At 67.3% G+C, this 13,706-nt stretch carries 8 protein-coding genes; 2 read left to right on the top strand and 6 right to left on the bottom strand.

The features are described 5' to 3' along the window. Window positions 1-44: 44 nt before the first annotated feature. Window positions 45-1,292: a cytosine deaminase gene (gene codA, locus ACIP0B_RS15160; protein WP_400833199.1), complete on the top strand. Its 1,248-nt coding sequence runs from the start codon at window positions 45-47 to the stop codon at window positions 1,290-1,292. A gap of 111 nt (window positions 1,293-1,403) precedes the next feature. Here codA and ACIP0B_RS15155 read toward each other — a convergent pair whose 3' ends face one another. Continuing rightward, window positions 1,404-2,393, bottom strand: a complete 990-nt coding sequence (locus tag ACIP0B_RS15155; protein ID WP_400833196.1) for a diaminopimelate epimerase — start codon at window positions 2,391-2,393, stop codon at window positions 1,404-1,406. Between the two features lie 183 nt (window positions 2,394-2,576). Here ACIP0B_RS15155 and ACIP0B_RS15150 point away from each other — a divergent pair, with 183 nt between their 5' ends. Further along, on the top strand, window positions 2,577-3,728 hold the full coding sequence (locus ACIP0B_RS15150) for an MFS transporter (RefSeq protein WP_400833194.1): 1,152 nt from the start codon (window positions 2,577-2,579) through the stop codon (window positions 3,726-3,728). 152 nt (window positions 3,729-3,880) lie between these two features. On the opposite strand, the gene ACIP0B_RS15145 is transcribed toward ACIP0B_RS15150, so the two are convergent. From ACIP0B_RS15145 to ACIP0B_RS15125, 5 genes are all read right to left on the bottom strand, one after another. Then, window positions 3,881-6,304 (bottom strand): TonB-dependent siderophore receptor, encoded by a 2,424-nt coding sequence (locus ACIP0B_RS15145; RefSeq protein ID WP_400833191.1) that lies wholly within the window; start codon window positions 6,302-6,304, stop codon window positions 3,881-3,883. Between the two features lie 98 nt (window positions 6,305-6,402). Beyond that, window positions 6,403-7,386 (bottom strand): FecR family protein, encoded by a 984-nt coding sequence (locus tag ACIP0B_RS15140; protein ID WP_400833189.1) that lies wholly within the window; start codon window positions 7,384-7,386, stop codon window positions 6,403-6,405. Window positions 7,387-7,426: 40 nt separating this feature from the next. Then, window positions 7,427-7,927, bottom strand: a complete 501-nt coding sequence (locus tag ACIP0B_RS15135; protein ID WP_400833186.1) for a sigma-70 family RNA polymerase sigma factor — start codon at window positions 7,925-7,927, stop codon at window positions 7,427-7,429. A gap of 87 nt (window positions 7,928-8,014) precedes the next feature. Next, on the bottom strand, window positions 8,015-8,836 hold the full coding sequence (locus ACIP0B_RS15130; protein WP_400833184.1) for a hypothetical protein: 822 nt from the start codon (window positions 8,834-8,836) through the stop codon (window positions 8,015-8,017). Between the two features lie 307 nt (window positions 8,837-9,143). Then, window positions 9,144-13,619: a hemagglutinin repeat-containing protein gene (locus tag ACIP0B_RS15125; protein WP_400833182.1), complete on the bottom strand. Its 4,476-nt coding sequence runs from the start codon at window positions 13,617-13,619 to the stop codon at window positions 9,144-9,146. Window positions 13,620-13,706 lie beyond the last annotated feature (87 nt).

Genomic DNA, 13,706 nt, shown 5'->3' with positions numbered 1-13,706 from the left:
GTACGACTCAGTGACCGCACCCGATCCATGAAAAGGATGAGCCGATGCACATCATCAACGCCCGCTTGCGCAACCAGGAAGGCCTGCACGAACTGCACCTGGAAGACGGCCTGATCCGCAGCGTCGCACGCCAGACCGAAGCCCCCACCCTGGGGCCCGACGACCTCGACGCCGGCGGCAACCTGGTGGTGCCGCCGTTCGTCGAGCCGCACATTCACCTCGATGCCACCCTGACCGCCGGCGAGCCGCGCTGGAACATGAGCGGCACGCTGTTCGAGGGCATCGAATGCTGGGGCGAACGCAAGGCCACCATCACCTTCGAAGACACCAAGGCCCGCGCCGCGAAAACCCTCCAGGCCCTGGCTGCCCACGGCATCCAGCACGTGCGCACCCACGTCGATGTCACCGATCCGCAGCTCACCGCGCTCAAGGCGATGCTGGAGCTGCGCGAGGAAAGCCGCCACCTGGTCGACCTGCAGATCGCCGCGTTCCCCCAGGAAGGCATCGAGTCGTTCCGCAACGGCCGCGACCTGATGGAAGAAGCGATCCGCCTGGGCGCGGACGTGGTCGGCGGCATTCCGCATTTCGAGTACACCCGCGACCAGGGCGTGAGTTCGGTGAAATTCCTGATGGATCTGGCCGAACGCACCGGCTGCCTGGTGGACGTGCACTGCGACGAAACCGACGACCCGCATTCGCGCTTTCTCGAAGTGCTGGCCGAAGAGGCCCGCAGCCGCGACATGGGCGCGCGGGTCACGGCCAGCCACACCACGGCCATGGGTTCCTACGACAACGCCTACTGCGCCAAGCTGTTCCGCCTGCTCGGGCACTCGGGCATCAGTTTCGTCTCCTGCCCCACCGAGAGCATCCATTTGCAGGGGCGTTTCGACACCTTCCCCAAACGCCGGGGCGTGACCCGGGTCAACGAACTGCTGGATGCGGGCATGAACGTCTGCTTCGGCCAGGACTCGGTCGTCGATCCGTGGTATCCGCTGGGCAACGGCAATATCCTGCGGGTGCTGGAGGCCGGGCTGCACATCTGCCACATGCTCGGCTACCGCAACCTGCAGAACGCCCTGGACCTGGTGACCGACAACAGCGCCAAAGCCTTGCACCTGGGCGAGCGCTACGGGCTGGAGCCGGGGCGGCCGGCGAACCTGCTGATCCTGTCGGCGGACAGCGACTATGAGGTGATCCGCAGCCAAGGCCTGCCGCTGTATTCGATCCGCGGGGGCAAGGTCTTGATGAAGCGGCAGATGCCGGTGGTGGAATTCAGCGAAGCCGGTCGCTGAGCCTGTGCAGGAGCGGGCCTGCTCGCGATAGCGCCCGTTCAGTCACTTCGATGCTGAATGGCGGGCCGCCTTCGCGAGCAGGCTCGCTCCTACAGGGTTGGGTGTGAGGGTTCAGCCCAGCAGGTGCGCGGTGCCGAACAGGCTGACGCGCGCCAGTTCCCCTTCGGCCTCCTCCAGCAGCAGCGGCGCCGTGCCGCCGGGCATCACCACCTGCACCTGCCCCGCCTTGACCCAACCGACCCGCCAGGCCGCGCACGCCACCGCGCTGGCGCTGGTGCCGGAGGACGCCGTGGGGCCTTCGCCGCGCTCGAACACCCGCGCGATGACGCGCTGCTCGCCGCCACGCAACGCCCATTGCAGGTTGACCCCGGCCGGACAAGGCTCGCCGGCGCCTTCGGGCATGGCGTAGGCGATCCGGGTCAAGGGCTCGCTCAGCGGCGCATCGCGCAGCTGTTCGTATTCCGGAAGGTGCGCCCCTTCGGCCACCAGCGTGACGCCATGGGGATTGCCGATGCGCACGAACTGACTGCGGCCCCAGGCCGGATCGAGCCGCGCCAGCGGTTCGATCCGGCTGAGTTCGCGGTCCTCGAACAGCACCGGTTCGACGCCATGCGCCCCCACCGCCGCCGGGCCGAAGCCTGGCCGGCCGAGGTCCAGCCAGAAGCCTTGCACGCCGTCGACCTGCGCCGGTTTCACCGAGGTGGCCACGGGTGAGGCGGCGTCCTGTTTGTCGTGGTGCACCCGCAGCAGCGCGCCCTCTTCCGGCATCAGGCCCTGTTCGAGCAGCGCCTGGGAAAAGATCGTCAGGCCGTTGCCGCTGCGTTCGGCCAACGAACCGTCGGTGTTGACGATCAGTACATCGAACGGCGGCGCGGACTGGAACGGGCCGATCAGCAGGCCGTCGCTGCGGTGTGCCTTGGCCCCTGCCGGGCGCTCGCCGTCAGGCCACTCGCAGCAGGCCGCCACCGCAGCGCGGCTCCACGACGGCCGCGACGCCGCGCAATCCTGCGCCGTGGCGGGCAACGGCACGCCGGCCTCCCGCAGCGCCTTGGGTGAAACGACGGCGTAAAGGTTGCCCCGTGCATCGTATAGCGGCGTCATCGGTCGATCCCTGGATTGCCCAAAGGCACCACTGTACCCCTTGTGGGAGCGAGCCTGCTCGCGATAGCGAACTGCCCGCCGAAAACACTGCGTCCGGCTCGCCGCCGATACCGGCAGGCTCGCTCCCAGGGGCTCACTGTGCAAGGATGTCCGCCTGCTGTAACGATTCTGCCAAGGATTCCCATGACCGACCTCAACGCCCAAGCCGCTTTCATTCCCGGACGCCTGCAACAGATGTCCACCCGCATCGCCTTTTTCATCGCCGGCCTCGGCATCGCGGCGTGGGCGCCGTTGGTGCCTTACGCCAAGGCCCGGGCCGGGCTCGACGAAGGCACGCTGGGCCTGTTGCTGCTGTGCCTGGGGGTGGGGTCGATCCTGGCGATGCCGCTGGCGGGCATCCTGGCCACCCGGTTCGGCTGCCGCAAGGTGGCCACCGGCGGCACCTTGCTGATCTGCGCGGCGTTGCCGCTGCTGGCGACGGTGTCGTCGGTTCCGGCGCTGATCGCCACGCTGTTCATGTTCGGCGCCGGGCTGGGCACGGTGGACTCGACGGTGAACCTGCAAGCGGTGATCGTCGAGCGGGCCAGCGGGAAAAACATGATGTCCGGGTTCCACGGTCTGTTCAGCCTTGGCGGCATCGTCGGCGCGGCGGGCGTCAGTGCCCTGCTGGGCTTCGGCCTGTCGCCGCTGGCGGCGATGCTGGTGGTGGTCGCGCTGCTGGTCGCGTCCCTGTTCAAGGCCGTGCCGCACATGCTGCCCTACGGAAGCGAAAGCTCGGGGCCGGCGTTTGCGGTGCCCCACGGCATCGTCCTGTTCATCGGCGGTATGTGCTTCATCGTGTTCCTCACCGAAGGCGCGGCGCTGGACTGGAGCGCGGTGTTCCTGGCCGAGGAACGCGGCATCGACAAGGCCTACGCGGGCCTGGGCTACGCCGCGTTTGCCCTGACCATGACGGCGGGCCGCCTGACCGGCGACCGCATCGTGCGGCGCCTGGGTGCCACCCGGGTGATCCTGTTCGGCGGGCTGACGGCGGCGGCCGGCCTGTTCCTGGCCACGTTCGCGCCGTCCTGGCAGGCGGCCCTGATCGGTTACGCGCTGGTCGGGGCCGGTTGTTCGAACATCGTGCCGGTGCTGTACACGGCGGTGGGCAAACAGACGGTGATGCCGGAAAGCATCGCAGTCCCGGCCATCACCACCCTGGGTTATGCGGGGATTCTGGCGGGGCCGGCGGTGATCGGGTTCGTCGCCCACGGCAGCAGCCTGAGCTTCGCCTTCGGTCTGATGGCGGTGCTGCTGGTGGCGGTGGCGATCGGCGGGAAAGTGCTGAAGGTCTGAAGCGGCCAGCCGGAAGCCTCAAGCCACAAGCCGGGCGCTGGAAAACATTGTGGCGAGGGAGCTTGCTCCCGCTGGACTGCAGGGCAGTCCCATTGTTGGGGCTGCTTCGCAACCCAGCGGGAGCAAGCTCCCTCGCCACAGGTCAGGTCAGGTCAGAAGCCGACGCTGGCCTGCACGAAGAACGTACGCGGCGTGCCCACGTAGATCCCCGAGTTGTTGTCGCTGGAGCGGGTGAAGTACTGCTTGTCGAAGATGTTCTTCACTCCGGCGCCCAGCTTGAGGTTCGACAGTTGCGCGCCGAAGTCGTAGCCGCCGCGCACGTTCCACGTCACGTAGCCCGGAATGTCGCCGTACTGCCCGTCCGCCGTGCCTTCGGTGATGTAGTTGCCGCTGAAGCTGCCGTCGGCGTTGACCCCGGTGCCCGGTGAGCGCTGCTTGGACTGGGCGAAACCGTCCAGGTTGTAGGTCCAGCGGTTGATGTCGTAGCGCAGGCCGACGGTGGCCACCTGGCGCGAGTAGAACGGCAGGTCACGGCCCTTGAAGCCCGGGATCTCCCCTTCGTAGGTCGCCCGGGTGTAGGTGAAGCCGGCGTTGGCGGTCAGGCCGTCGAGGCGCGGATCCAGCGCGGCCATGTCGTAATGCACGGACGCCTCGACGCCCTGGTGCTTGGTCGCGCCGAGGTTGGTCCAGCCCACGTCGTTGCTGATGTATTGCAGCTCGTCGTCGAAGTCGATGTAGAACAGCGTCACTTCGCCGCCCCACACGTCATCGTTGTAGCGGGTGCCGATCTCGTAGGTCTTGGCCTTTTCCGGGTTCAGGCCGTTGGCGGTCTGGTCGCCCGAGCCGCCCTGGCCAAGCTGGAAGTACTGCAGGCTGCCGAACGAAGTCTCGTAGTTGGCGAACAGCTTCCACGCATCGGACAGGTGGTACATCACGCTCAGGGCCGGCAGCGGTTCGTTGCTTTCGATGCTGCGGTTCTTCTCCGGCACGCGCTTGCCGGCGGTGTCCAGCACCGCGCGGTCATGCCAGTCGGTGCTGATGTGCTCGAAGCGGATGCCCGGCGTCACGGTCCAGTTGCCGACGTCGATCTTGTTGTCGACGTACACCGAATTGGCCTCGGTGCCGCCGGTGCGGTCCTGGAACACGTGGCCGTCGGAGGTCTTGGTCACCACCGGCTCGTTGTTGACCAGGGCCAGGCGGCTCGACTGCTCGTGCATGGCCTCTTTCAGGTAACGGTAACCGACGCTGACTTCCTGGGTGGTGGGGCCCACGTCGAACACCCGCGACACGCGCGGCTCGATGCCCAGCGTGTAGTAGGAGCGCGGGAACGAGCTGAGGGTCTTCTGGTCGCGGGCGGCGATGGTGCTGCCGCGGAAGCTGTCGGAATAGTAGGTCAGCACTTCGGCCTGGGTGCGCTCGTCGATCTGGCGGATCCACTTGAACGACACGTCCTTGCGCCGGCCGCTGAAGCCGTCGTAGTCGCGGTCGGACTGGAACGGCTTGTCGTCGTACTGCTTCTGGGTCAGGCCGCCGGGCATGTCGGCGCTGGCGTCGTAGTAGTGGAAGTTGAGGCTGAAATCGTCCTGCTCGGTCGGCGCCCAATGGGTCTTGAGAATGACGTCGTCGATGTCGTTGCCGTTGTTGCGCTCGCGGTAACCGTTGCCGTTGACGCCGGAGTACAGCAGCGCCATGCCGATGCCGTTGTCGGCGGTGCCGCCCAGGAAGGCGGTGTCGATGTGTTTCCAGCCGCCGTGCTGGGAGGTTTCCAGCGTCGTGCCGATTTCGCCGGTGGCTTTCTCGGGGATGGCGCGGGTGACGAAGTTGATCACGCCGCCGACGTTCTGCGGCCCGTAGCGCACGGAACCGGCGCCGCGCACCACGTCGATGCTGTCGAGGTTGCCGGACGAGATCGGCGCCATCGACAGCTGCGGCTGGCCGTAGGGAGCGAAGGCCGCCGGCACGCCGTCGATCAGCACGGTGGAGCGCGGCGACAGGCGCGAGGTCAGGCCGCGCACGCCGACGTTCAGCGAGATGTCGCTGCCGCCGGTGCCGTTGGCCTCCTGCACCTGCACGCCCGGCACCCGGCGCAGCACGTCGCCGACGTTCATGGCGCCCTGCTCCACCATCGCTTCGCGGCGGATCACGGTACGGGCGCCGGGGTGGTTCTGCACCACGGCGGCGTCGGCGTCGCCGAGCCAGTCGCCGACCACCTTGATGTCGGTCACGCCCAGCTCCAGCGGGCCGTTGGCGGCGGACGTCGGCGCCGGGGACAGGGTCACCGAGCCTTCGTTGATCTGATAGTCCAGGCCGCTGCCCTGCAGCAATTGGCGCAGGGCCTGCTCCGGCGAGAGGTTGCCGTCCACGGCCGGGGCCTGTTTGCCGGCGACCAGGTCAGGACTGAAAAACACTTGCAGCGCGGTTTGCTGGCCCAATTCGCTCAGGGCCTGGCCCAGCGGCTGCGCGCGGATGTGAATGGCGTCGGCGGCGAACGCCAGCGGCACGGCAGCGTTGACCGCCAGCGCGAGCGCCAGCGGCAGCCAAGGGGATTTCTTGTTGTTGGCGGTGGTGTTTTTCACGTCGAACGTAGTCCTGTGGATCGCAAGTGTATGCGTCTGTTAATGCAAACCAGTTGCAGTTGAACAGGAAGACGATGAACTCGAAAAAAACCTGAATTTTATTTTGAAATTATTTCCTGGCTGCCGTCGGCCAGCGTGCGAACGGCCACCGGCAGGATGTTCGGCAAGGCCTTGAGCAAGGCGTCGGTGTTGTCGGTGCGGAACACGCTGGTCAGGCGCAGGTTGGCCACGGCGGGGCCGGACACCTTCAAGGGCTTGTCGCGGTAACGGGACACCTGCGCCGCCACGTCGCTCAGGTTGGCGTTGTTGAACACCAGCTTGCCGCTGCGCCAGGCGGTCAGTTCGGCCGGATTGACCGCGTAGGCCGGCGCGACGGTGCCCTGGGCGTCGACATGGGTGCCCAGGCCGGCGGTCAGGCTGACGAAGGCGTTGTCCGGCGCATTGCGGCCCTGCACCCTGACCGTGCCCTGCTCCACCGCGACCCGGGTCTGCGCCGGGTCGCGGCGCACGTCGAAGCGGGTGCCGGTGACCGTGACCTTGCCGCTGCCGGCCTCGACCACGAACGGACGCGAGGTGTCGTGCTCGACGCTGAACATCGCTTCGCCTTCGGTGAGTTCGACGACGCGGCGATCCTTCTCGAACCGGACCTTCAGGGCGCTGCGGCTGTCGAGGTCGACGACCGAACCGTCCGGCAGGGCCACGTGCCGCCGTTCGCCAGTCTTCGTCGCGAATTCGGCGCTGTAGCCCGCCGGGTGGTTCAGCCCGCTGAACAACCCCAGCCCGACCGCCACCGCCAGCACGCCGGCGGCCACCGCATAACGCAGCACCGGCCGGCGCCCGCGGCGGGCCGGCGGCTCGTCGCACAAGGCCTTCAGGCGCGGCGCCGGCAGCAGGTCGGCGGCAGTCCATACGCCTTGCAGCAACAGGAACTCGTCACGGTGCGGGGCATGTTCGTTCAGCCAGGCGTCGAAGCGCTGCCGCTCGTCCACGCCGACGGCCGGCTCCTGCAGGCGCACGAACCAGCGTGCCGCGTCATCGCGTACCCTTGCCTGCCCGCACGCGCAATCACGGGTCTCCATCATGGAATGTCCTGTCTGGCCGGGGATGAATGACGGCGCCCGCTCATGGCTGAACCCCGTCCAGGCGGTCGCGCAGGTGCCGCAGGGTGCGGATCATATACTTTTCCACCATGTTCCTGGACAGCCCCATGCGCTCGGCGATTTCCGCCTGGGTCAGGCCTTCGATCTTCTGCCAGACGAAAATCCGCCGGCAGTTGACCGGCAGTTCCGCGAGGGCCCGTTCGATGGAATCGGCCAGCTGGATCGCATGCATGTAATGCTCCGGGTCGCCGGTCGGCGACTCACTGAGATCGATCGCCTCCGACTCCATGGCGCCCCGTCGATCCTCACGCCGAAAACCGTCCACCGCAATGTTGCGCGCGGTCTGGTGCAGGTACGCCCGCGGCTGCTGCACCGTCGCCGCATCGGTCTCGAGCACCCGCACGAAGGTGTCGTGCGCCAGGTCCTCGGCCTGCTGACGATTGCGCAGGCGACGGGTCCAGGTGCCGATCAACTCTTCGTAATGCTCGAAAAAGCCGGGTCTGCGGGGCAGCATGGGGATCATGGCGGCGTGCTGAGGAAAGGGGCGTGAATAGTAATGCTTCGTATTAAGCCCGGCAATCGTTCCTTGGCTCCCTCGACGGGAGGCGCCCTACTTGCCTTTGCCCAACCCTTTGCCCTGATCCGGATCGACGATGCCGAAACTGCCCACCGGGGGTTGCAGGTATTGATACAACGGGTTGAACAGCAGATGCGCACCGCCGCAGGTGATCAGGTGCATGTGGTCGCGGTAGGTATCGATCAGGCGCTGGATCGCAGGCGCGATGAGCGGATGGATGCCTGTGCGCAGTTCCATGCCGGCCTCCACGTAGGCAAAGTAGAGCTCCTTGAACTTGAGGCCGTCCTTGGGTGCGATCAGCTTCGTCGGGGCCGGTGAGGAACTGAAAAGCGCCTGGACACCGGTCTTTTTCTCCACGTACGGCTTGGCGAAATCGACGATGGCCTGGTGTTCGGCCCTCAGGAAGCCCATCTGCGCAACGCTTGAGGTGTCGACCAGCACGGCGCGGATGTAGCCGACGGAGACCGCGTGGGGAAAGTCCTGCACTTTCTTGTAGTAGTTCCGCATCAGGTTTTCGATGTACGGGAACACGGCATGCTCCCAGCCGAACACCTTGCCCCGGTCGAACACCGGGCCGAACAGCGGCGGCACCGATTCACGGGTGACCGCCCTGGGGTACTGCTCGACATGGCAGACGATCTTGTTGTCTTCGATCAGCGGGCCGAAGAAATCCGCCCAGACGCCCTGCGCCGCCCACTGGAACGGCGGCTTGCGGTGGGCATCACCGGAGAGGAAGACCGTCGGGGCATAGTCTTCCGGAAAATGCCCGGCGGCCGCGGCAATATCCTGCGCGCGCTCGTCGGACATCAGCACCCCTTCATCGATCCACCAGCCGTTGCCGAACTTCTTGCCCATGTCAGTGCACCCCGTCAGTCCCTTGCAGTGAGCGTCCGTCCTCACACGCTAGTTGCCGTCCTGCGGGTTTTCCAGCGGGGGCGAAGAAATCGACGCTGGCCAGACCATGCCCCCCTGTAGAAGCGAGCCTGCTCGCGATGGCGATGGAACAGACACCTTTGCAGTGACTGGACCTGCGCCATCGCGAGCAGGCTCGCTCCCACAGGGGCGCGCTTGTCGTTTGGGTTGAGGCCTGAAGAATGTAGGAGCGAGCAGGCTCGCTCCTACAGGGTTGGACGGTGGATGGGGTTCATCCACCGTGGGTGCTTCAGCCGCGTTCGTCGATGCCGGCCTGCAGTGTCTGGCTGTCGAAGTGACCGCTGACGGTGACCGGGCCGGCTTTCAGCGTGCCGTTCTCAACCGAGACCTTCGGTGCGTTCTCTTCAGCCTTGTGCGGCAGGGTCAGGCCGGCCTTGACCCCGTAATCACGGTTGGCCAGATCCGTCTTGCCGACCGGCGAGCCGCCCAGATCCACCCGACCGTCCGCCGCCGAGACACGCGCGCCGGTCAGTTGCGTGGCGCCGCCGACGTTCAGGTTCACGCCTTGCTGGCCGCTGATGCCGGACGCCTGGCCGACGCTGTCCTTGTGGGCGTATTCGCCCTGGGCGGTGAGGGTCGGCTTGTAGTCGGTGCCGGCCAGTTCCTTCTTGTCGCTCGGCGGGTTCTTCTTGCCGGTCAGGCCCAGGTCCACATCGACCTTGGCGTGGTTCTGCGTGTCCTGCCGGCTGTCGACGGTCAGGTTCCCGGCGACGTTGCCGCCGACGGTCTTACCCTCGACCCGCGCACCGCTCAGACGGGCATCGCCCGCGCTGTTCAACGCCACCGCATCGGCCTTGACCTGGCTGTTCTGCTGCGTGGTGCCCTGCACATAGTCCACGCCCACCTTGGCCCCGGCGTTGAAGCCGTGGTCGCTGCTGGCCTTCTCGTCAGCGGCGGTCGGCGTGCTTTGGCTGAGGTTGCCGCCGGCATTCAGGGCGACGTTCCAGTTGTTGCGGCTTTCGCTGGACTGCGCGGACTCCAGCACGACGCCGCCCTTGCCGGCATCGAGGCTCACGCTCGGCGCGCCGACCTGGGTGCCCTGCTGGCGGATCGAATCGCCGCTCAGGGCGACGCCGGTCCGGCTGTCGATTTGGCCGCCCTTGAGGGTCTGGGTGTTCTCGTTCACCCGGCCGATGTTGAAGTTGCCGCTGAGGTTGCCGCCCTGATCGCGGCTCTTCTCGTTGCTGGTCTTGCTGCCGCCGGCCTTCAGGCCGCCGCCGAGGTTGCCGCCGGTGGCGACGTGGGTGTCGGTGGCCGCTTGCAGGTCGAGCTTGCCGCCGGCCTTCAGGTCGATGGCGCCTGCGCTGTCGATCTTCGCGCCTTGCTGGACCTGGTTGCCGCCGCTGGTGAACTGCACCGGGCCGTTGCCCTGGACGCTCGCCACACGGGCCTGGCTGTCGTTGACCTGCTTGCCGGTGTGGTCGAGCTGGAACCCGGCGCCGAGATCGACGTTGGTGCCGTCGGTGCCCGGCAAGGTGCCGACGGTCAGCGAGCCGTTGCCGCGCAGGCTGGAACTGTCGCTGACCTGGCGGTCGTTGGCCTGGTTCAGGGCCAGGTCGCCGCCGGTCTTGACGCTGACGCCGCCCTGGCCGCCGTCGAACCGGCTGCCCTCGAACTGCGCGTCGCCGCGCACGTTGATGTTCACGCCCTGGCTGCCGGCATAGCCGCCGACCACCGCCGTGGCGCTGTCCTTGCGGGTCTGGCTGCTGCCGCCGGCGCCGCTGCCGGCGACGTTCACGTCTTCGCCGGTCTTGGTGTAGACGCGCACATCGACCTTGGCGTCCACGGCCTTGTCGCCGCTGCTGCGGGTATCGGCCGCCGCGTCGGCCACCAACTTGTCGGCGCCGATGTTCACCTGGCCGGCGCTGGCGTTGTACTGGGTGCCTTGGTCCTTCAGCGTGCCGGCGACGTTCACGTCCACGGTGGCGCCGTCGAAACGGCTGACCACGGCGGTGCTGCCCTGCTCGGTCTTGCCGGCGCTGGCGTGGCCCACCGCGACATCGATGCCGACATTCGGCTGCCCGAGGTTGCTCAGGGCGTCCTTGTCCGGCACCTTGCCGGCGAGCACGTCCTTGACCGCTGCGACGACCGGCCGGGCGATGTCCTTGTACTCGACGTTGGCGCCGATGTCCGCCGACCAGTGGCTTTCGTCGTGGGTGCTGCTGGACGTGTTGCCGGCCGCGCGGTTGTCCACCTCGTTGGCGACCACGTTCAGACCGTTGCCGGACTTGAGCTGCGCGCCTTCGGTGACGAGCGTGCCGGCATTGATGGTCAGGCCGCCGCTGCTCTGCACGCCGGTGGTCTGCGCGGTGGTTTTGCTGGAGGCGTCGTGCGCCGTGTCACGGGCGAAATCGATGCCGCTGCCGGCGCGGTCAAGCCCGCCGGTGTAGTAGAAGCCGCCGCCGGTGTTGGCGGTGTCGGTGGAGGTCTGGTGGCTGTCCTGCTCCGCCAGCAGCGACACGTTCTTGCCGCTCAGGGTCGTGTCGCCGGCGGTGGATTTCACCTCGCCGCCCTTGACCGTCAGGTCGCCGCCGGCCTTCACCTGCACGGTGCCGCCGCTGAGGCTCGCGCCCTGCTGGCTGACATCGTTGGCGGTGACGGTCTTCTGCTTGTCTTCGTAGTGGATGCCGGCGCGATACTGCCCGGCGTCCGGCGCGTTCTCTTTGGCGTAGGCGTCGAAGCCACGGGTCTGGGTGCTGTCGCTGCGCTCGCGGGTGTTCTGCGTGGCCTTCACGTTCACATCGCCCGCCGCGTCGGCGGTCAGCGCGGCGCCGGCCTTGACCGAGGCGCCGGCGACTTCGATGTCCTTGGCGCTCTTGAGCTTGAGGTTGCTGTCGGACACCAGTTCGCTGCGCACCGTGGTGCTGTCCTTGGCGTTCTGCCGGGACTCGTCCTTGGTGATGCCGAAGAACTTGCTGTCCTTGTCGTGGCTGTTGCTGTGGGACGTGTCCTGCACGCCATCGACAATCAGCGAACCGGTGTCGCTGATCACGCTGGCGTCGGTGCCGCCGCGCACCTGGCTGCCGCTGATGCGCACGTCGTCGGCCTTGACGGTCAGTTTGCCGGCCGCGTTGATCTTGCTGCCCTGATGGCGGGTCTGGCCCTTATCGGCGTCGCCGGTCTTGCCGAAGAAGCCGCCGCCCACCAGATCGCCCGCGTAGCGGTTATCGCTGCTGCGGTCGGTGCGGCTGGCGGTGGTGATGTCCACTTGTTTGCCGGCCAGTTGCAGGTCGCCCCGGCTGGTCAGTTCGGCGCCTTCGGAGCGCAGCAGCGCGGCGGTCTGCAGGGCGATGTTGCCGCCCTTCAATTGGCTGGTGACGCTGCGCTGGGTCTCGCTGCTGCTGTCCCAGTCGGCCTTCCACAGGTGTTTGCGGTGCTTGCCCTGGTCGGTCTGCACGTGGCGCTCGGTGGCGGCGGTCAGGCGCAGGTCGCCGCCGCTCTGCACGCTCAGGTCGCCGGCCGCTTCGACCTTGGCGGCGTTCAGTTCGGTGTCCTTGCCGGACGACAGTTGCGCATCGCGGCTTGCGACGATCTGGCTGCCGTGCTGGCGCGAATCGCTGTCGGTGCGGGTGCGCTCGTAGGTTTCCCAGGTGATGCCGATGGTGTTGTTGCTCCAGTTCTCGCGCTGTTCCTGGAGCTTGCGGCTTTCCACGGTGGTGAGGGTCAGGTTGCGCTTGGCGTCGACCTTCACGTCGCGGCCGGAGACGTCCGTGGCGGCCAGGGTCAGGTCCTTGCCGCTGTGCAGGCCGACATCGCCCTGGCTGCTGCGGATACCGGCACGGGTCACGTCGAGGCTGTCGGCGACGGCTTGGCCGCTGACGCTCAGGTCGCCGGCCGAACGGATCTGCACGCCGTCGCGCCCGGCCACCTGCACCGCTCCCACTTTCACGCCGGCGCCTTCGGCGGTGCTGACGATGTTGATGCGCCCGGCCTGCATCGCGCCGAACAGGCTGGCGTCGATCCGCTGGTCGGCGGTGTGGCCGCTCGGATCCACGGACTTCACCTGGCCGCTGGCGTAATCCACCTGGTTGCGTCCGACAGTGACATTCAATTGGTCACGGGCGCTGAGGTTGCCCTGGCTGTCGATGCGCGGGGCGATCAGGTTGACCGAACCTTCGCCGTTGCGCAGGCCGCCGGCCTGGATCTGCAACTGGCCGCTGGCGTCGCGGGTGTTCAGCGATTGCAGCTTGCCGTCGTTCAGTTCCGGACGGCCGACCACCAGGCTGGCGTTCGGCGTGTTGATGAAACTGCCGCCGTTGACCGAGATGCCGTTGGGGTTGGCCAGCACGTAATCGGCGGCGCGGCCGAAGATTTCCTGGGCGCCGTTGATGGCCGACGGGTTGCGGCTGATCACTTCGTTGAGGATCACGCTCGCCGCCTGGCCCTGCAATTGCGGGTTGGCCGCCAGTTGCCCGGCGAGCTGCGATTGCCCGGCCTGCAAGGCGTTGTTCAGCACCAGGCCCTGACGGTCGACGTTGTAGTCGAGGAACTGGTTGTGCGACAGGCCCGAGCCGTTGGGCGCGACGATGTTGACGATGGGCACACCGCCCTGGGTCTGCAGTTGCGCGGTGCCGCCGGGGCCGGGGGCGACCACCACGCCGCCGGCCAGGGCGCTGGGCAGGTGGGCGGCCAGGAACAGGCTGGCGATGGCCCAGCGCAATTGCCCCCGGGGCGAAAGATTGAATGCAAAGGTGTGTGCTGGCATAAAAACGTCTCCATGTAAGTACGGCATCACGTCGCGCGTTTTGGTCTTGGCCGGGGCTGTCGCGCTCAGATCCGTCGGCTGTGGGTT

Source organism: Pseudomonas sp. NPDC089534, from assembly GCF_044749305.1.
GTDB classification, from domain to species: domain Bacteria; phylum Pseudomonadota; class Gammaproteobacteria; order Pseudomonadales; family Pseudomonadaceae; genus Aquipseudomonas; species Aquipseudomonas ekonensis.
The sequence above is the reverse complement of the archived record's forward strand: the minus strand, read 5'-3'. Positions and strand labels throughout refer to the sequence as shown.